Source organism: Vibrio sp. 1151_11 (assembly GCF_029478525.1).
Classification (GTDB): domain Bacteria; phylum Pseudomonadota; class Gammaproteobacteria; order Enterobacterales; family Vibrionaceae; genus Vibrio; species Vibrio anguillarum.
Genome location: NZ_SHMN01000004.1, coordinates 110,355 through 129,375, shown reverse-complemented (window position 1 = coordinate 129,375; position 19,021 = coordinate 110,355). Strand labels below are relative to the sequence as shown.

Here is a 19,021-nt window from a genome sequence, read left to right as displayed (position 1 = left end):
GAGATTAGGCGGCCATTCGATACAGCTATTTATTTTCACCATAGCTGTAGTTGTAATACCCATACCCGTATGAACTAGATGCTTTCTTCTCTACCGCATTAAAGATCACACCTTTCACTTCAATACCCGCTTGTTCAAAACGGTTTCTGGCGACATCAATCTCTTTGGCGGTATTTAGGCCAAAACGGGCCACCATTAACGTTGTACCAGCATGGGCACCCACAATGCTTGGGTCAGTCACCGCAAGTACTGGCGGGGTATCAATAATCACTAGGTCATAATTTTGTGAAGCCCATTCAACCAAAGCTTTAAAACGTTGGTGCATAAGCAGTTCTGAAGGGTTGGGTGGCACTTGGCCGCGCGTCATAATGTCTAAGTTATCTACTTGGGTGGTTTTGATCGCTTGCGCGTAATCAATTTTGCCACTGAGAAGGTCTGAAAGGCCATTTTCCCAGGTTACGCCGAAAGGTTGCTGTAAGTAGCCTTTGCGCATGTCGGCATCAATCAGCAGCACTTTTTGCCCAGTTTTGGCTACAACCGCAGCAAAGTTGGTGGAAACAAACGATTTACCAATGCCCGGAGCAGGGCCAGAAATCATCACCACGTTGTTTTTGGCTTCTAACATCGCGAAGTGCAAACTGGTGCGCAGGCCGCGTAGCGCTTCAATAGAAAGGTCCGCTGGGTTGCTTTCAGCTAGCAGCATCATCTCTTGTAGGGATTTACGCTTTTTATTGATTTTTTCTGCAAATTCCAGCTGCAGAATCGACTTAGGTACACTGGCGTAAACCGAAAGGCCAAGCTGTTCAATATCGTCTGGGTTTTCTACGCCGCGGTGCAGCGCCGCTTTCACCAATACTCCGCCAACGCTGAGCATGCCGCCAATCAGTGTCGCTAACACGACTATCAGTGATTTTTTCGGTTTCACAGTTTGAGCATAGGTGGCTGCGCTATCTAAAATGCGCACATTACCGACCGTTCCGGCTTTAATGATGTTCAGCTCTTGCACTTTGTTCAGCAATTGAATGTAAATTTGCTGGTTTACTTGTACGTCACGCGTCATGCGTAAAATTTCGCGCTGAGTTTTAGGCAGCTTTTGTACTTGCTGATTTAAGCGCTCTTTTTCACCAAGCAAGATTTGGCGTTTATCCAATAGTGATTTGTACGCTGGGTGGTCAGTGGTGAAACGCTGGCTCACTTCACTCTCTTTAAACGTGAGCTCGTTAAGCTGCGCTTCTAGTTTCACCATCACTTCTAAGGTGGATTTCGCTTCTAAGCTTAAATCAATCGAATCATTGGCTTGGCGGTAGCGGTTTAATACATCTTCCGCGCTATCTAATTCGGTTTTAATGGTTGGCAGGTGGCCTTTTAAGAAAGCTAAACTTTTTTCAGCTTCTGCTGAATTGCGCTGCACGTTCTGCAAAAAGTAGTTTTGGCTTATATCATCCAAAATGGCTTGAATTTGGCTAGGGTTTTCGCCGGTAAAAGAGAGCTCAACAATGCCGGTTTGTTTACCGCGCTCAGTCACTGATAAGTTATCTTTCAACCATTTAATCGCATCTAACTCGCTTTGTTTGCTGATGTTAAATGCAAAGCCGCTGTTGGCATCTAAATCGGTGACAAACAGTTGGTAATCATCACTTTTTGCCAGTTCGCCTACTTTACCGCTGAGTATTACACGGCCATCTTCACGCACTAACTGGTAGGTTTTTTGTTCTGCATCCTGCACCACTATTTGGTGGCCCATTTGCCATGCATAACTTGGCAGTTCAAAGCGGCTGACTTGAATGCGGTTTATTTGCCCGCGAAGGCGCGCAATGCCTTTACCAATAACGGGAAAGTAATCCGGCTCAACTAAGGTTGTTAGGTTAAATTTATGAACGGTGTCGCCTAAAATCATCCGTGATTTGATGATTTCAATTTCAGTGGTGGCGGATGATTCAGAAGAGAAGAGATCGCTCATTTCCCCGCCGACTAATGATGAAATACCGCCAGAGCCTTTTTGTTCGATTTGAATCAAAGCATCGGCTTTGTATATCGGTGTTGAGAGCAAGGCAAAGGCAATGCCAAAGATAGCAAAGAAAGTGGTCGTCGCGAGAATGATCCATTTGCCATCCAGCAGAAGGCCAAACAATTTACCGAGATCGATTTCGTCAGAAGTGGTGTCGACGCGTTGTTTAATCTGTTGTGCTGTCATTGTGTTTAAAGTCCTAACGGCCTGTTTTGGCTTATGGTGATTACAGCTTTTTGGCCCAAGCTTGCGCGGCTTGGTCAATTAACTGGTAGGCATGGTCAAATGCTTCTTTGCTTTGGCGATATGGGTCGGGGATGTCTTGCTGGCCTATCCATTGCCCAAATAACATGGCTTTGCCGCGTGCTTCAGGGGCGATCTCACTTAATGCACTAATGTGCCCCTTTTCCATCACGAGAATTAAATCATACTGGCTGCAAAGCGCTGACGTGAGCTGCTGCGATGCATGACCAGATAAATCAATGCTATGTTCGGCAGCAACTTGGCTGGCCATGGCATCGGCGGGTTTGCCCTCAAGATGGCTTTTGGCGCTAGCAATGCCAGCCGAAGCCACTTCTTTATTTGGCAATAGCTTTTGTAATACTCGCTCGCCTGTTGGTGAACGGCAGATGTTACCGACACACACCACTAATATTTTAGAAAACACGTTTTTTCTCTTATTTACTGTTCAGTTATGGCCAATTTTTCACCCGTAACGCACCTTCAGACAGCTCATTAAAGCCGCTGATGGTTGGCAACAATTGCCTGATCAAACGGTTCCAGCGCCCAACAGGCGTGGTGGTGACATACACCACATCATAAGGTTGCAGTTCAAACTCTGTGCCCATGACTAACGCCGTGGCATCTTGCATATTGAGCTGGTAAATATTGGCGATAGGGTCATCTTGGTTAGGCGCTGCGTGGCTTAACACGGTTTGCTGTTGTTGCGCGCCGCGAATCACAAAAATACCCGTGGCATCGGCTTCGTATTCATTAATGCCGCCGACTGTGCTCAAGGCTTCGGTCAGGCTCATACCTGTACGGTCAATTTTCAGCATTTGTGGCTGTTTGACTTCGCCCATCACAAACACTTTTTGCCCGTCGTTACGTGGCACATGTACGATATCGCTATCGCGCAGTAAGCGGTTTTGCGTTAAATCGCCTTTCTGGATCAAAGCATAAAGAGAAAGAAGTTCCTCTTTACCATTACGAGTCAGCGTCACATTGCGCCAATCTGCATCCGTGGTAATACCACCAGCACGGTTAATAGCATCTAATAATGTTAAGGGAATATTTGAGATGGCTTGCTGACCCGGCGTTTTAACTTCACCAGTAATGTAGGATTTTTGCGAGCGAAAAGAAGCGACGTTGACATCTACCTGAGGCGATTCAATGTACTTAGCTAACTTTTCTGAAATCACTTGGCGGATTTCCGTTACGGTTTTGTCCGCCACACTCACTTCACCAATGTAAGGGTAAAAGATGGTGCCATCCGCATGGACCCAGTTACCCGCTTCTGCCGAACTGCGGTATGAACCGGCAGGAATGGTTAACTCCGGATGATCCCAGATGGTGATATTAAGCACATCACCAGGGCCGATGTAATATTCGTAGCGAGCAATTTCTTGTTCTAATGGAGCATTGGGCTGGGTAATAGGCTGATTTTTATATTTTTTCAGCTCTTTAATAAAAGCAGGAGTGAGGGGGTAGACATTCACTTGAGAAGATAAGGATTCGTTGCTTTCTGCTTCCCATGCGGCATTTTTTTCACCCGTAGGTAGGTGTGAACCCGGAATGGTGCACCCCGTTAAAACTACTGAGGCGATAATCAAAGGCAAATACTTTTTTGACACGCGAACGTTCCTGCTATTTCAATCACAGCCATGACCAAGGTGCTTATATGAAGCCAAGGCACATGAGTAATGTGTTTATATATCAATGTGCTAGAAGTCATACATAAAAACTTTCTGGCACGCTACCGCCCTAGGGCGCTCCCTATGACGGTGTTAAATACGTTTAAGCCGATGATAATTGAAAATAGGTTATTCATTAAAATGCAGCACAGAACCCACTAATCAGGCTTTCAAATTACAATATAATCAATAAAGGAGTAATGAAAATAAAATTTGATTTATCAATTTTTTGTACTATCAAAGGCTGCGGAATGATACATAGGTTACTATTGAATGTGAAGTAAGTATTTTCCTACCCTGTAAGTATTTTCCTTATTGATTTCGCTTTATTTACTATTAAGTTAGTTAATAGCTGATTATTTTTTAATCTTAATTGAAATAGTCGATTCGCCTAGAGTGCAACTTGTTTACATTGACATCAATAATGTTTATTGTTGCGACGCCCAATCTATATTGGGCATACATCGATGTAATTAAACTTCATGGGGAATACTATGAAAAAAACAGCAATCGCACTATTAGCATCTTTTGCTTTTGGTGGCGTAGCGATGGCTGCTGTTGAAGAGACAACAGCAGCGTCAACCACTGGCGGAGCCGCTGGCGGTACAGCAGCGACAACGGCAGCAGTAGGTACAGTAACGGCAACGTCTGTAGCTATCGGTGGTGCACTTGTAGCGGGTGTAGTAGTTGCAGCAAGCAATTCAGGTACTTCTACTACCACTACAGTAACCGCAGCGCAATAAGCGCCTGCTTAATTCACAACCGCCATTGGCGGTTGTTTTTTAAATATTCAAATGACGAATTTTTATTATTAAGCCCCTATTATGAAGTTTGCTATTCACTCGTTATTTATTTGTTGCGCTTTTTTAATTACAGGCTGTACACAAAACACTCAATATTTTACTGATTCCTTAAATCTTGCTCTATTTGGTCCTGAATCATTAAGTATCTCGCAAAATAAAATTAATGAGTTGCCCTACGCTAGTATTTATGTAAAGCAAGGGGATAACCCTCAAGCATTAATGATATTAGCTTGGGCCGAAAAAGATTCTCGCCAATTTCAATCCAACCCGCTGGCTTTAAAATATTTATCCGCAAATCATGAGATGATCGTTACCTCGGCAGGGCGAATCACTAAAACCGTGAATTTGCTGGATGCGAATTTATCCAATATTCGATCGCAGCAGCCTGATCCTCTAGCGATTGGTTTGCATGATTCCAGCACCCCGCGCTACTGGGAATATGAGATCAGCTGGCAGCCGGGCTATCACACCCAATATCACGCTCAATCTCGCTTTGTTGTTCAAGGTGAGGAGCAAAAGCTATTGCCACAGGGCGCTAGAAATTTATTACATGTGGTGGAAAATGTGACGATTTTAGCGATTGACCAACATTACACGAATCACTATTGGCTTGAGCCAAGCAGTGGCGAAGTCGTCGTTAGCGAACAAACGCCAGCTCCCGGCATGGCGCGCTTTGAACTGATTGTTGCTAAACCTTTCTCAGGAGCGAATAAGTCATGATTCTATGGCCTAACTTAATACGCTACGTTTGGCTAGAAAAACGCACGTTACTGAGCGCACCAGTGCCAAAACCTACATTAATAAAACCCACATTAATGAAGCATTTTCTGCTGGGCGTATTATGCGCACTATCACCGGCTGCCTATAGTGCACCAGCTAGTGTGGTTGAAGTGAGAAGCGCAGAGAAACCTGCCCTCTCCCTCTCTTTTGCATCGGTACCAAGAGTGGATGAGTTAGTCATCAATGCGCTGAATGCCAGTGCGCAGTTACCTGCCGATATCGATTGGCTAAGCAGCGCCTTGTTTGATGTGACCAGCCCGTATCAAAAAAAGCAGCAGGTTCTGCTTGCGATCACCCATCAAGAAAGTTTGGCCGCATCGACTCACAAAAAGCGCTGGCGTCAGCTGAAAGAGCAGCTACGTGCGAATGCTTTTGCACAGCGTATTTTTACTCCGCTTGATCCCGACATCACGCGCATCACTACCAGTCAGAACCCGAAATTACAAGGTCAATGGCTGCTGTCACTCAATACGTTACCCACCACAGTATCAGTTTTGGGGAATGTTAAACAAGCTGGTGACATGGCTTGGAAACCACGCACCGATGCAGGTCATTATGTTCGCTCGGCAGGCCTTGCTGAGGCGGATATCTCGCAAGTATGGGTGATTCAACCCGATGGTCACGCCTCACTGCATGATATCGCCTATTGGAATCACGACTTTCAAGATATCGCGCCCGGAGCGACACTTTACGTGCCTTTCCCTATCGAAACGACGTCACTTTATCCTCAATATTCACTACACAATGTGAACGACATTGTCGTTGAACTGCTGCGAAATCAATTGCCATGATGAAACTGAGTTATCTTTCGTCTTCGACGATTCAACCACCTCGCGTCACTTGTATGGCGTGCTGCATTGCACTTAGTTTGGCGTTACCGAGCCAAGCTGACGAATTCAGCTACCCGACGCTGGTGCATTCTCAAACTGATTTTGGTGGTACAGGCTTAATACAGATGCCCAGTGCCCGCATGATGCCAGAAGGTCAATTCAGTTTAAGCGTCACAAACAACGATGATTACATTCATTACGTCAGTTCACTCCAACTCTTCCCATGGCTAGAAGCGACGATTCGTTACACGCAAGTGCATGAGCTACTTTACAGCGGCGATACCAGCTTTAGCGGTGATACGAAATACACTGATAAATCGATTGATGCCAAACTGCGTTTGCTAGAAGAGGGATATTGGCTGCCGGAAGTGTCGGTAGGGTTACGTGATGTTGGCGGTACAGGTTTGTTTGATGGCGAATTCATTGCAGCCAGTAAACGTTTTGGTCCATTGGATGTCACACTCGGCGTTGGCTGGGGTTATTTGGGTAACAACGCGAACTTAACGGGTGATAAATCCTCAACACCAGATTGCGGTCGCGATGGTAGTTACAGTGGTAAAGGCGGCCAATTTGATATTGGACGGATGTTCACGGGTTGTACGTCGCTGTTTGGTGGGGTTGAATACCAAACACCTTGGCAACCACTGCGTCTAAAAGTGGAATACGATGGCAATGATTACCGCAGTGATTTTCCCGTCACCCGTGGTGATGCAGTAATGCCCGTTTCAACACCGTGGAACTTTGGTGTGGTATACGCTCTTGCTGATTGGGCCGATTTACGCCTTAGCTATGAACGCGGTAATACCTTTACCGCAGGCATTACCTTGGGTACGAACTTGGCGACCATGCAACCGGTGTGGGTTGATGAACCCAAACCCAGTTATGCTCCGCAAACGAAATCACATGAGTTAGACGATGCTGAATGGCAAACGCTGCTTCATGACCTTGATGTAATCGCTGGTTATAAACAAGCGACTTTGTACCAAGATGATGCCACCCTCACGATTGAAGCTGAACAATATAAGTATCGCGATCGCAAAGAAGCGCATGAACGCGCCGCATTGCTGCTGGCGAATCAAGGCATTGATGCACAGACGTATCGCATCATCGAGACGGCCAATAATCAGCCTCTCACTGAAACCAGAATAAAAGCGAATGCGTTTGCCCGCGTTGCTGACCGTGATTACCCTAACGCTCACATCACCGATGCCAGTGCGCGTGGTAACCCTGTCGCGATCAATGGCGAAGTAAAAGCGCAGCAGTATGATGCGTGGCAATTTGGTTTAGCGCCTGTGTTGCAGCAGTCTTTTGGTGGCTCTGAAGACTTTTATTTATACGCGCTTGGTGTTAGTGCTAATGCTAGCGTACAAACACGAGATCATTGGCTACTCTCTGGCAGCCTTTATGGCAACCTTGCCGATAACTACGACAAATACAAGTACACCGTACCGCCAGATGGTACTGATTTGAAACGGGTTCGTACCTTGTCTCGACAATATTATGAAGATGCCGTTCGCCTTGATAGCCTGCAACTAACCTACTTTGATACTTTCGGCCAAAGTTGGTTTGGTCAAAGCTACGCAGGGTATCTCGAAACCATGTTTGCTGGTGTCGGCGGCGAAATACTCTATCGTCCATTAGGCAAAAATTGGGCGGTTGGGATTGACGGAAACTATGTAAAACAGCGCGACCCTGACACCGCTTTCGGTCTGTATAAAGAAGAAGTGCATTCTGATCCACAAACGGGTCGAAACTATCGAGTACAAACTGGCACAGTAACAGGCCATGCAACGCTCTATTGGCAGCCTAAGTTTTGGTCATTGATCGACAATACGTTACTTAAGGTCAGTGCGGGGCGTTACTTAACCGACGATATCGGTATGTCGGTCGATTTTTCTAAACAGTTTGATAGTGGTGTGATTGCCGGTGCGTTTATTTCTAAAACGAACCTTTCTGCAGAAGAGTTTGGTGAAGGCAGTTTTACCAAGGGATTTTATGTTTCAATTCCTATGGACTTGATGACCATTCGGCCGAGTACACAGCGCGTGACCGTATCTTGGTTACCGATTCAACGTGATGGTGGGCAAATGCTGAACCGACAATATCGCTTGTACGATATGACGGATGCACGCTCCCCTTGGTATGGTCGCCCTATCTCAAGCAACTAGCTTAGACTATCGTTACTAATAAAAAGAGAGCTCATTTATGGGCTCTCTTTTTAATGCCTACCTAAAGAATATCCCTACTTTTCAACAAGAAACAGCTAACCCACTATTGATTAAAACACCCACTATAACTATTTTTTATGTGACACATGGCAATGTAATCCATTGCATCTATACTTTATTAGGTAAACACATTTGATCTAGATGCGCATCAAGATCTCGGTATTGTTGGCTTTGAATAGGAGGTTCTTATGTTCCTTCAGCCTGTTATCGGATCTCATTTCTGTCGGTTATCTCGTTACTCAATGTTAGTACTTGCTTTCATTTTAGTGGGTTGCGCAGGCTCTAACGGGCGAACCATGAAAGCGCAAAATCCCCCAGCGATTAATTATGAATTCACCGGTATTCCATTGCTGTATTTTGGTTACGGATCGAGTGTGCCCTTAACTCCAAATTTAAGCTTAACTGCAGCTCATGTGGCAAAAATGAATTATGCCAAAGTGGTGGCTTACCATCCCACTTGTGATGTGGCTTTGATCGAGTCAGACAACCAACATGTTGTACTTCCAGAATTAGGGCTAGTTTATCAAGGAGAAAAAATAGAGGCGTTTGGTGTGAGTGGCAGTGGTGATGTGGTGATGGGAAAAGGGACGTACCATTTGGACTTAAACTTCGTCAATAGCCGTTACTTCAGCCAATGCCCAGCCAGCATTACAGATGCCCCAATACGTTCGGGCATGAGTGGCGGTGGTGCATTCAATGCACAAGGCGAATTGGTCGGTATATTAGCGGCTATTGCCAATAAAGCAGATACGAGGCTTGTGAACGGAGAAGAATTAGATATCGAACGCTTAAGCATTTTTGTTTCGATCAATTTCATCCAACCGTGGTTGAAAGCACAAGTGAACACTTACCACCACGGAGAATATCAATGGCCAAATGTAGAAACGAACGAAACAAGGTTAGCGCGGCAGCAGTAAACTCAATAAGCAGAATAGATAGCCGATAGAGATTATCTGTTCGGCTATATTTTCTAGGCTTCATCGCTTATTCTGTTTTCAGTCTTCTTCTCTTCAGATTTAGCCAATTTTTTCCACACCAAATCACAAATACCATCACTAGGGGTAAAACCTGTCGGTGCTTCAAGCAGCAGCTCACGGATCCGCTCGTGGTCAAAGTTATGGCAAGCGATGTCGAGTTCTTCCAAAAGATGCATATATTGAGGTAACGGTAAGTTTACTTCTGTCGCAGTCATAATTCGCTCATGCGCCGTATTCTCAACATTGTCACCAATCAAAAGCTCTTCATACAGCTTCTCTCCAGGGCGTAGGCCTGTATAACTAATTTCAATATCACCGTATGGGTTAGATTCGTCTTTCACTTCCAACCCAGAAAGCTGAATAAGATTTTTGGCAAGATCTGAAATACGCACAGATTCCCCCATATCGAGAACGAAGACATCACCACCTTTGCCCATCGCTCCTGCTTGGATCACTAACTGTGCGGCTTCTGGAATAGTCATAAAATAACGCGTTATTTCAGGATCAGTAACAGTTAAAGGGCCGCCTGTTGCTATCTGTTTTTTAAACAGTGGCACCACGGAACCAGAAGAACCCAACACATTACCAAAACGCACCATACAAAAACGGGTACCTTTAGGCTTCTCATTTTCTTGCTCTGCCAAAGCTTGTAAACCTAATTCAGCCATACGCTTAGTCGTACCCATTACATTAGTCGGCCTAACCGCTTTGTCTGTAGAGATAAGTACAAAAGACTCAACTTGAGCTTCTACTGCAGCTTTTGCGGTGTAGTAAGTACCAAACACATTGTTTCTTACCCCTTCAACGACATTGAACTCAACCAAAGGAACATGCTTATAGGCGGCGGCATGGTAAATGGTTTGAATGCTAAAGCTTTTCATCACCATTGATAAACGATTAATACGCTGAACAGAACCAAGCAGAGGTACGATTTCAATATTTAGTTTTTTGCGGACAATAAGTTGACTAAGCTCTCGATCAATTTGGTATAGCGCAAATTCAGAAAGCTCAAAAAGAATCAACTTTTTCGGCTGGCTGAGGATAATTTGTCGACACAGCTCTGAGCCAATCGAGCCCCCAGCCCCGGTGACCATAACGACTTTATCTTTAATGTTTGCTTCCATTAACGAGCGCTGTGGTGTAACCGGATCTCGCCCAAGTAAGTCCTCAATCGCAACGTCTTTTAGCTCATCAATACTCGCCTTACCTTCAACAATATCTTTCATATCTGGTACGGTAAGTACTTCCGCTGAAAGGTGAACCAGGGACTCCAGTATTTTCTTTCTTCGAGCACGTGAAGCACTTGGTACTGCAAGTAGTATCTGCTTTACATTATGTTTAGCAACTAGCCTATCTGCATGACCAACATTATGTACACACAACCCCATAATCACGGTGTTTTCAAGGGTTTTATCTTCATCAATAAACCCTACTACTTTATGAGTTTCCGAATTTCTGAGCGCTAGTGCAAGCTGCCTTCCCGCTGAGCCCGCCCCATAAATCAGCACTGGCTTGTTTCCTTGACCATTAAGTTGAGCAACGAGCACACGAACAATAAGCCGTGAGCCCCCACACAAAAGGCAGAGAAAGGTTCCGTAAATAATGGGTAAAGAACGCGGAATAGGCGCACTAAAATAAAATGCAAGAACAGCTACAGAAGCCGCTGAAATCACCGTGCCAATACTGACCACCGCTAACGCATGAAAAGTAAGATAACGCAATACCGCACGGTAGAGCCCAAGCCGTGTGAAAGAAAGGATGGTGATGATAGCAACACAACCCAGAAGGTAAGGAACCGTTGGTGATTTGATCAAAGCAATTTCACCAATTCTTACCCAATAAGCGGCATAAAAAGAGAAGACGATAAAAAGAAGGTCAATAATGACGCTGATAATGCGCTTATTAACCCGCGATAAGTTCCAGATAAAGTTCAGCCTAGCCATATTATTTCTCTATATAAACCAACGCCAGTATTATACTGGCGTTAATTTTAAAAGTCTGTTGTAGATAAATTGAAAACTGCCCTACTTTACAGCATCACCGCTACCACTCCCCATTGCAGTCATAATGATGTATTTGAAGTAATCTTTAATGGTAAGCGAATCAATCATTTGTTTGTCTATTTTTGCCAATAACCGTGGTGTAGACATATCGATATTCTGCACTTGCGCAAGGCCAGTGATACCTGGTAGAACATCATATACTCCTAACGCATCACGTTCTTTAATCAATTCCTCTTGATTAAACAAGTTAGGACGTGGGCCCACTAAGCTCATTTCACCTTTTAGAACATTGATCAACTGTGGCAACTCATCGATTTTAGTTTTACGAAGAAAAGCGCCAAGTTTTGTAATCGATGTATTACTCGCTAAGTGGCTTGCTACAGACTTGGTTTCTACCGACATAGTACGAAACTTAATCAACTTGAATGGCTTTTTATTACGCCCCACACGTTCTTGCACAAAAACTGGAGAGCCGGTGTCAAACAAACCAATAATGATAACAATCAATAAGACTGGCCACAAAAATAGCAAGCCAAAGAAGGCAGCTAGGAAATCTAAAAGACGAATCATATTTTACCACTGTTCTTTTTTGACTGAAGAAAGGCTTCTGCCGTTTTTTTAAAGCCTTCCTCTAACGTTTGGGGAGGTGTCCAACCTAAGATTTCTTTAGTATGAGAGATATCAACCTGCAATGAACCTATCAACCTATCCACGACATTTGATTTATTAAATAATTTACCGACTAACTTGTAGCACCAGATAGGTACTGGCAGTTGCCATCTAGGCTTATCTAGCGCCCTTGCCATTTCACGGATCATTTGAGAAGTCGATACATCACAGTCATCCGAAACAAGAAATGTCTGATTAGCCGCTTTAGGATGATCAATACAGGTGATGATTAAATCAACAAGATTTGTAACCGATACGAAACTACGTTTATTTTGAGTAATGCAAGCAAATGGCAGAGGAACGCCTTTAGAGACCAGATTCATTAATGACGCAAAATTTGCTTTTACTCCAGGTCCATAAACTAAAGTAGGCCTAATGATAACCACTTCCAACCCGGTTTCCTGTGAAAGCAATCGTAAGTGTTGCTCTGCTTCAAACTTACTTAAACCATAAGGATCAGAAGGCGCAGCTAAAACATCAGACTTAAACGGTGACCCACTATCAGTAGTCTCGCCGTTAACTTTGATTGAACTCACAAACACAAAGCGTTTTACACCGGCTTCTGCCGCTTGACGAGCTAACACAAGCGTCCCTTCTGTATTTGCTCGACGATATATATCAATTTCCGATACGCCTTTCATTTGATGTACGATCGCCGCACAATGCACAACACATTCGACACCTTTTAAGGCTAGTGACCAGTCAGTTGAACTGGATAGATCTGCAAGGAAAATAGTGTTATCGCTTTCACCACTTAATGAACGTCTTTGCTTAATGCATACATCACCTCGGCTCTCAGCAAATTCAACAAAAGCACTGCCAACAAAGCCTGAGCTGCCTGTAACTAAAAGTTTCAATCTTCCTCCTGATTTGAAACGGTTGCAAAACGAGTACCGCAATACATATTCGCAGCGACTGATTTTACTTATAAAAGTTTTAAGTGCCTTTAACGTCTGTTAACTGAAAGGTTGAATTTTTCTTGAAAGTCTTCAAACCGAACAGTTTGATGCCCTGTGTTGCGGACAGCCCTCAATAAAACTATAGACTGATAATCATACACTTATAGTTAAACAAATAACTGAAACAGTAGGATCAATAACAATGCTTAAGCCGAGATCATAACGTTGTTGTGTGTTAAACGTCCAAAAAACTGGCAATTAAGCCAACAGAAAAAACTAAAGCATCAACAATATATAGCATAATACACTACCAGTAAGATCCTCAAATGCTATATTTAAGTCAAGGGCATTCTGTTCTACCCCCTAAAATAAATATAGCGATCGATAGTCGGTTACCAGCAAACTACCCATTCTGACATTTTTGCCAATCTTTATCACTCTCTGATGAGACATTGAATATCTTCAGGCAATTCTTTACACGTTACTTATAATTGCTTTCGTTTTCGATAAAAGAGAACAATAGTAATGCGACAGACATGAGCGAAGACACGATCAACCAATGCGAATACCGAAAATCAGATGATACGGCAAAAACGGATACGCCAAGAAGGTGGAGTAATCCTGATAAGGAAACAGCTAAGGCGAACGTTGAAAGTATCCTATTGCTAAGGCTATTTTGTTTCAGGATAACAACAAAACTAATGCCAAACACTACTAATGCTAGTAGCGCATAAACTATAGGCAAGAAAATTATGGAGTTGAGAGACAACGACCTTACTTCCTCGAACACTGTCGAGTCGACCTTATCTCTCGCAGCAACTCCTAACTCGTTTGAATAGATTGCGTCGAAAACAGGAGCCCATAACGCTCCAAAAGACCTAGTTGTAAGTGCAAGAAAGAAATCTGCTCGGTGCTTAAAATACGCAATAGGATTATCAATAATCACACTCATCCAGTATTTTAACAAATATTCATTTATGTCATCATCGCCATCGCGTATTTTGAGAGGTACTCCTTTGAAACGTCTTTTTGCATCGAGTTCATGGATTTGCTCGCCAAAAACAAGCGGAATATATGAGTTTGGTGTGTACAATGCGCAGATATTGTCCATTCCCTGTCCAGATTCTAGGATTTCAGAAAGATAATCCTTTTTTGTTCTACAACTGATACCAGTCAAATCATACAATACGGTTACTCTCCAGAAGTTCTTCTTCTCGACCGTATATGCGTTGTTGAGATATTTCGAAGCTGCAAAGAAACCCACTGTGGCCATAACCGCAAGCAAAAATACGGCCAATAAACGGCCAAAACGCACAAGCGAGATCGCATTACCTTTTGTCAGGTTTGGCATCAGCGAGGAGAATAGTAGAAAAACCATAGGGATCACCGCTGCCGCTGCATTATGGCGAGTCGACACGGCCGCAAACGCGATAACCAGTCCTATGATCGCAACAAAATATTTGACTGGTTTGCTTAATGTGTCACGTTCCGCTCCGAAACCAGTAATCACTGACAAACCAAGTAAAAACATAAGCAAGGAGGTGAGTGTGATGTCGGACCAAACAGCGCCCAATATTCCAATAATTGGTGGGAAAAAACCAAACAGCATACAAACTAGAGAACTCAGCCTTGAATAGGTTTTTGCCAGAGAGTAGCAAGCCATAAACAGACCAGCATAGTAAAGAAGCATGTTCAAGACCAACATACCAGCAGGTCCTTCAACAACATATTGATCTAAGAACTTCCAAAGGTACACATTAAAAATGGGAAATGAGTCAGAAATATTGTCTGTTCTAGCCTGAGTGAGAATATTTATCGAATCTGGAGACATCGCCCCTGGATAAAAATGCTGTACGACGAAGTAAAACGCTAAAAAACAAGGTAGCCCAATTTTAATTATTCTTGCAACGTTACTTGACTCTTTCTTTAGCAGCACATTTAACAAGCTGTTACTCAAAATAAAGAGTGGTTTATTTTTCATGTTCAACAGCCGAAAATTTATCTTCAATTTTCTTTTCTAGTATCGCTATATGCCTAACGAGCTTGGTATGCTTATCTAGCAATGCACGATTTTTCAAGTGCAGATTAAATACTACTATGGCACCACCCACAACAAAGAAATAAAGTAGAAGATCAGCCCCACGACCAACACCCAAGGCATTTGCGATCGAGTTAGACACTTCTGGAAATATAACCAGAAAGACACCAAAAAATGAAAAAACAGAAATCAATAACGAGACAAAAAAGAATTTCTTTCTCTGCTGAATAGCATAGATGAAAAAGATTAATAGAAAAGCCGCTAGTATTAACTTAATCATCATTTATATAACCTATTAATCAACAAATCTAATACTATGGAAATGGAATTTGAAATTTTCTGCCCTTTCGACACCGAATACTCAGTATATTTAATCGTCACTGGTACTTCGCACCATTTTAGATTCTTATTGCAAATTTCATCGATGATTTCAGATGCATGCGCCATACCACGTTGAGTGATAGAAATTTCGTTCACTGCGCGCGCAGTAAGCAACCTCAGACCATTATGCGAGTCAGTCAGCGTTACACCACTGGTTGCATTCGTAAACGCTATCGCCGCTTTTAGTGTGAGCAGCTTTTTCTTCGAGATATTTTCTACTCGACCAAGAAAACGACTACCCAAGGCAATATCCGCTTGCTCTTTCTCAAGCGCCTCCACCATCACGAAGATATCTTCGTACATGTGTTGTCCATCAGCATCAAACGTGACGACATAATCAAAGTCGATTCCTTTCAGATAGCTAAACCCAGTTTGCAATGCCGCACCTTGACCCAAATTATCACAGTGACTAATCACTTGAGCACCCGCAGCTTTCGCTATCTCTGCCGTATTGTCACTGGAGCCGTCATTCACTACCAACACATTGTTTGTAACGTTAAGCAGTACATCTTTGATGACATCACTGATAACACTCGCTTCATTATAAGCAGCAATTAAAACCCACAGCCTTCCATCAGAAAAACGGCGAGTACTATCTGAATTCATTTTTCATTTCCTAGTATGTACAGCAAACTAAACAGGTTTACTTTCGTTGACTAGCGCTACACTATTTTTAAATATTCTCTGGCAATCCTATCTGCGTTTGCCATAATCGTAAGAGTATGCGACTTTTCTGTGAGATTAGGTAAAGAAGAACCATCGACCAAGTACACATTTTCTAACCCAATAACTTCCCCTGACAGTTTACATTGCCCCAACACGGGTTTTTCTTTCATCGGAAATGTCGATGCGTAATGAATACATGCGCCAGGTTGTGTAAATTTAAAACTGAAAGGAAACAATATCGCACCAAGTTTTAAAAAATTACTCCTTAAAAGTCCTTTAACTTCCTTACCCGCAGCTTGGTATCGTTCATCATATTTCCCTTCAATTTTCATGTTACCTTTTTCATCAACAATAATTTTTGATTTAGAAAAATACCCTGGTAGGAACACATTACCTATGACACATGCGTTCATTAACCGGCTCAATAGTTTAAGTGCGTTAGCCTGTCCCATTGGCACATATCGGGAAAACTCAAACAGTGGTAAGCCTTGTGTTCCTAATATTGAACCAAACGCACTGTCTTTCTTTTTCGTTTTGACATTGAAGGAAAGTTGCCCCAGGCCAAACTCACTGCTTTCAACTTTGCGACCAAAAAAGCGAGGAATGAAAAGCAAAAATGCTGCTGCCGGGCAACTTTGCACTTCAATTTCCTTGTTTTTAATTTTTAACGATCGAACAAGAACTTTTGTACTTGAAAGAGTCCCAGCGGCCAAAAATACCGCTGAAGTACGGTAAGAATATGACACCCCATCTCTTCCGACGGCATGTATTTCGCTCCCTTCTGGTAGAGACTCAACATCCGTTACACGTCGATCTTTAATCAAGGTAAAGTTAGGTGAGCGAAGCAACGCATCAAGATCATATTTCGCTGAGTAAATAGCTTTCTTAGCACACCCCCAAAGGCAGTTTCCAGACTTGTCACACTTTTGTCTATCACCTCTTTGCTCATTGAGCACAGCGATGCGTGAGCGCCCTAGTTTGAATCTACTACTTCCAGCATTCTTAACTCTGTAATTATTATTAATGTAGGAAGCCAGAGGATCTATCTCGATGGGATCTGAAGACCAGCTATCCAGACCAAAATAATACTTCATATCATCTGAACAACGCCCACTGATACCCATACGATGTGCAACAGTCGCGTAAGATGTATACATTTCTCTATAGTGGTGCCCAAAGTGATAGATCAGATTTCTTGAATCCAATGCAGCAACACCAGCCCCCCACGCCGTCGACAGCCCACCGAGCGCCATAGAGCCTGCAACAAAAAAATTCTCTGTCTGAGTATTCAGTTGTTCACTAAAATCTTTAAACACATGTGATAGTGTTGGTACACGAAACTTAGGTGATACCGCACCAGCATTTTTTAAGGAGAAATAGGTTTTTCCCAGCATCCATTCCCACTGCATCTTATCATTTAGACGACTTATATAGTGAGGTACCGCTGGGCTGCTCAATGCAGTATCATTCCCCCAATCCAGCATCAATACTTTCTTTCCACTTGCTATTAATGGAAAGGCAGTTGAAGTCCCTGCTGGACCACTTCCGATAATGATTACATCATATATCATATTTTTTATCTCTCGTCGGGTGAAAACCATATAAGAGTTTAAAAATTGGCGCAGTAACTATGGCAACCACCTCTTTGAAAAGAGTTATTACAATATCTCTCATTGAACTGCTAACAGTTCTATTTCGACAGTTTACAAACTCATTAAATCCTTCAGGAGTCGTCTCAATCAATATCGATGCAGTCACTATTCTGTCAAACAGTTCTGGGTGTCGTGACAAGGTGTTATCGTAATATTTAATGAGGCTTGGCGAAAAAATAAGTCGCTCTTTCAAATAAAGAGGCACACCATCATACAATGTCTCAATGACGTGAACATAACGTTTTATCAGGCTAGCCGATGGCGGGCGACCGTATACATAACTTAATACCGCTTTGGCTTCTCGAATGAGTAAGTATCTATTGACATTGCAGCTTCTACAAATACTTGGTATAGGTTCATCTTGGCAAAGATCTGATTCAAATAATTGATATCCAAAACTCAGCGCTAGATAACGATCCAAACCAAATGGCTTCAAAGAGGAGTATTTCATCACTTCATTTAAAAGGTAACTTATCGGTTTGGGTATATAAAAAAATACTACACTTTTATTTAGCTTAAAAAAGGCTGCTTGACTAAGAAAATCGTCAAACGCCATCGTATTGGTTATTATATTTAGCTTCTGCTTTGTTGGGTTGTCATCGAGAATCGTTTTAACACTCGTGCAAACTTGCCCAATGTAAGACGTTTGAATTTTCGGTATCGGCTTAAATATGGGTATCAGTGGAAGTTTTTCACTCAAACCAAGCAACATTTGATAGAAACCTTGCGGCTCACCACCATACACTAAGCCTAATCGCAACACATAAGCATTAGGTAGAGAGGAAAGATAATTTTCAATCTCCAACTTTACTCTCGCATATTTGGTTTGAACGGATTTCTGTGCTGACAAGCTGCTGAAAAAGATAAACTTAGCTCCCATCGAAATAGTGTCTTCGTAGAGTTTTTTTGCCGCAGATATTTCTGTTTCTATTGACAAATCTGCTTCTTTATCAAGTTTGGTGATTGCGGCAAGGTGCACGACGGCATTTACATCTTTTGGAAGATAGAAATTCTGATAGTCTGCAAGACTATACTTCAACGAAGTTACTCTCCTCTGGCAGCTTTGTTCACCGCTCCTAGAGCAGGCAATGACGTCTACACCATCTTTCGTCAGCGCATTGATTAGCGATTTGCCGATGTACCCCGTTGAACCAGTAATTAGTACTTTCAATCA

At 42.9% G+C, this 19,021-nt stretch carries 16 protein-coding genes; 5 read left to right on the top strand and 11 right to left on the bottom strand.

The features are described from left to right. Window positions 1-25 precede the first annotated feature (25 nt). The 3 genes from EXZ60_RS04925 to EXZ60_RS04915 are packed head-to-tail and all read right to left on the bottom strand — an operon-like array spanning window position 26 to window position 3,861. Window positions 26-2,194, bottom strand: a complete 2,169-nt coding sequence (locus tag EXZ60_RS04925) for a polysaccharide biosynthesis tyrosine autokinase (protein WP_277435396.1) — start codon at window positions 2,192-2,194, stop codon at window positions 26-28. Window positions 2,195-2,234: 40 nt separating this feature from the next. Continuing rightward, window positions 2,235-2,675, bottom strand: coding sequence for a low molecular weight phosphotyrosine protein phosphatase (locus tag EXZ60_RS04920; protein WP_277435395.1), 441 nt, complete (start codon window positions 2,673-2,675; stop codon window positions 2,235-2,237). Window positions 2,676-2,700: 25 nt separating this feature from the next. Next, the gene (locus tag EXZ60_RS04915; protein ID WP_277435394.1) at window positions 2,701-3,861 is read right to left on the bottom strand and encodes a polysaccharide export protein; all 1,161 of its coding nucleotides are present in this window, start codon (window positions 3,859-3,861) and stop codon (window positions 2,701-2,703) included. A 554-nt stretch (window positions 3,862-4,415) separates the two neighbouring features. On the opposite strand from EXZ60_RS04915, the gene EXZ60_RS04910 reads away from it, so the two are divergent. The 5 genes from EXZ60_RS04910 (at window position 4,416) to EXZ60_RS04890 (ending at window position 9,479) form a co-directional block, all read left to right on the top strand. Continuing rightward, window positions 4,416-4,664 (top strand): hypothetical protein, encoded by a 249-nt coding sequence (locus tag EXZ60_RS04910; RefSeq protein WP_064626008.1) that lies wholly within the window; start codon window positions 4,416-4,418, stop codon window positions 4,662-4,664. A gap of 81 nt (window positions 4,665-4,745) precedes the next feature. Beyond that, on the top strand, window positions 4,746-5,444 hold the full coding sequence (locus EXZ60_RS04905; RefSeq protein ID WP_277435393.1) for a YjbF family lipoprotein: 699 nt from the start codon (window positions 4,746-4,748) through the stop codon (window positions 5,442-5,444). Then, complete coding sequence (locus EXZ60_RS04900) at window positions 5,441-6,295, top strand: capsule biosynthesis GfcC family protein (protein WP_277435392.1); 855 nt, start codon at window positions 5,441-5,443, stop codon at window positions 6,293-6,295. Before EXZ60_RS04905 ends, EXZ60_RS04900 begins: the two co-directional genes overlap by 4 nt. Further along, a complete protein-coding gene (locus tag EXZ60_RS04895) occupies window positions 6,292-8,502 on the top strand; it encodes a YjbH domain-containing protein (protein ID WP_277435391.1) in 2,211 nt (736 codons plus the stop codon). Before EXZ60_RS04900 ends, EXZ60_RS04895 begins: the two co-directional genes overlap by 4 nt. A gap of 248 nt (window positions 8,503-8,750) precedes the next feature. Further along, on the top strand, window positions 8,751-9,479 hold the full coding sequence (locus EXZ60_RS04890; RefSeq protein WP_277435390.1) for a serine protease: 729 nt from the start codon (window positions 8,751-8,753) through the stop codon (window positions 9,477-9,479). Between the two features lie 53 nt (window positions 9,480-9,532). Here the strand turns inward: EXZ60_RS04890 and EXZ60_RS04885 are convergent, their stop codons facing one another. From EXZ60_RS04885 to EXZ60_RS04850, 8 genes are all read right to left on the bottom strand, one after another. After that, window positions 9,533-11,482: a nucleoside-diphosphate sugar epimerase/dehydratase gene (locus EXZ60_RS04885; protein WP_017045888.1), complete on the bottom strand. Its 1,950-nt coding sequence runs from the start codon at window positions 11,480-11,482 to the stop codon at window positions 9,533-9,535. An 81-nt stretch (window positions 11,483-11,563) separates the two neighbouring features. Then, window positions 11,564-12,112, bottom strand: coding sequence for a sugar transferase (locus EXZ60_RS04880; protein ID WP_017045889.1), 549 nt, complete (start codon window positions 12,110-12,112; stop codon window positions 11,564-11,566). Then, a complete protein-coding gene (locus tag EXZ60_RS04875) occupies window positions 12,109-13,068 on the bottom strand; it encodes an SDR family oxidoreductase (RefSeq protein WP_017045890.1) in 960 nt (319 codons plus the stop codon). Before EXZ60_RS04875 ends, EXZ60_RS04880 begins: the two co-directional genes overlap by 4 nt. Window positions 13,069-13,591: 523 nt before the next feature. Next, a complete protein-coding gene (locus EXZ60_RS04870; RefSeq protein ID WP_277435389.1) occupies window positions 13,592-15,091 on the bottom strand; it encodes a hypothetical protein in 1,500 nt (499 codons plus the stop codon). After that, window positions 15,081-15,431 carry a DUF2304 family protein gene (locus EXZ60_RS04865; protein ID WP_000972858.1) on the bottom strand — a complete coding sequence of 117 codons (351 nt, stop codon included), beginning with the start codon at window positions 15,429-15,431 and terminating at the stop codon, window positions 15,081-15,083. The genes EXZ60_RS04870 and EXZ60_RS04865 overlap by 11 nt, the downstream gene beginning before the upstream one ends. Continuing rightward, window positions 15,428-16,135: a glycosyltransferase family 2 protein gene (locus tag EXZ60_RS04860; RefSeq protein ID WP_277435388.1), complete on the bottom strand. Its 708-nt coding sequence runs from the start codon at window positions 16,133-16,135 to the stop codon at window positions 15,428-15,430. The genes EXZ60_RS04865 and EXZ60_RS04860 overlap by 4 nt, the downstream gene beginning before the upstream one ends. Before the next feature lie 56 nt (window positions 16,136-16,191). Then, complete coding sequence (locus EXZ60_RS04855) at window positions 16,192-17,766, bottom strand: GMC oxidoreductase (protein ID WP_277435387.1); 1,575 nt, start codon at window positions 17,764-17,766, stop codon at window positions 16,192-16,194. After that, complete coding sequence (locus tag EXZ60_RS04850; RefSeq protein ID WP_277435386.1) at window positions 17,756-19,018, bottom strand: sugar nucleotide-binding protein; 1,263 nt, start codon at window positions 19,016-19,018, stop codon at window positions 17,756-17,758. Before EXZ60_RS04850 ends, EXZ60_RS04855 begins: the two co-directional genes overlap by 11 nt. Between the last annotated feature and the right edge of the window lie 3 nt (window positions 19,019-19,021).

Excerpts from the sequence above, each read along its gene's own strand:
- EXZ60_RS04885 (WP_017045888.1), bottom strand. The coding sequence starts at position 11,482 with ATGGCTAGGCTGAACTTTATCTGGAACTTATCGCGGGTTAATAAGCGC.
- EXZ60_RS04870 (WP_277435389.1), bottom strand. The coding sequence starts at position 15,091 with ATGAAAAATAAACCACTCTTTATTTTGAGTAACAGCTTGTTAAATGTG.
- EXZ60_RS04855 (WP_277435387.1), bottom strand. The coding sequence starts at position 17,766 with ATGATATATGATGTAATCATTATCGGAAGTGGTCCAGCAGGGACTTCA.
- EXZ60_RS04860 (WP_277435388.1), bottom strand. The coding sequence starts at position 16,135 with ATGAATTCAGATAGTACTCGCCGTTTTTCTGATGGAAGGCTGTGGGTT.
- EXZ60_RS04865 (WP_000972858.1), bottom strand. The coding sequence starts at position 15,431 with ATGATGATTAAGTTAATACTAGCGGCTTTTCTATTAATCTTTTTCATC.
- EXZ60_RS04910 (WP_064626008.1), top strand. The coding sequence starts at position 4,416 with ATGAAAAAAACAGCAATCGCACTATTAGCATCTTTTGCTTTTGGTGGC.
- EXZ60_RS04900 (WP_277435392.1), top strand. The coding sequence starts at position 5,441 with ATGATTCTATGGCCTAACTTAATACGCTACGTTTGGCTAGAAAAACGC.
- EXZ60_RS04895 (WP_277435391.1), top strand. The coding sequence starts at position 6,292 with ATGATGAAACTGAGTTATCTTTCGTCTTCGACGATTCAACCACCTCGC.
- EXZ60_RS04880 (WP_017045889.1), bottom strand. The coding sequence starts at position 12,112 with ATGATTCGTCTTTTAGATTTCCTAGCTGCCTTCTTTGGCTTGCTATTT.
- EXZ60_RS04905 (WP_277435393.1), top strand. The coding sequence starts at position 4,746 with ATGAAGTTTGCTATTCACTCGTTATTTATTTGTTGCGCTTTTTTAATT.
- EXZ60_RS04890 (WP_277435390.1), top strand. The coding sequence starts at position 8,751 with ATGTTCCTTCAGCCTGTTATCGGATCTCATTTCTGTCGGTTATCTCGT.
- EXZ60_RS04925 (WP_277435396.1), bottom strand. The coding sequence starts at position 2,194 with ATGACAGCACAACAGATTAAACAACGCGTCGACACCACTTCTGACGAA.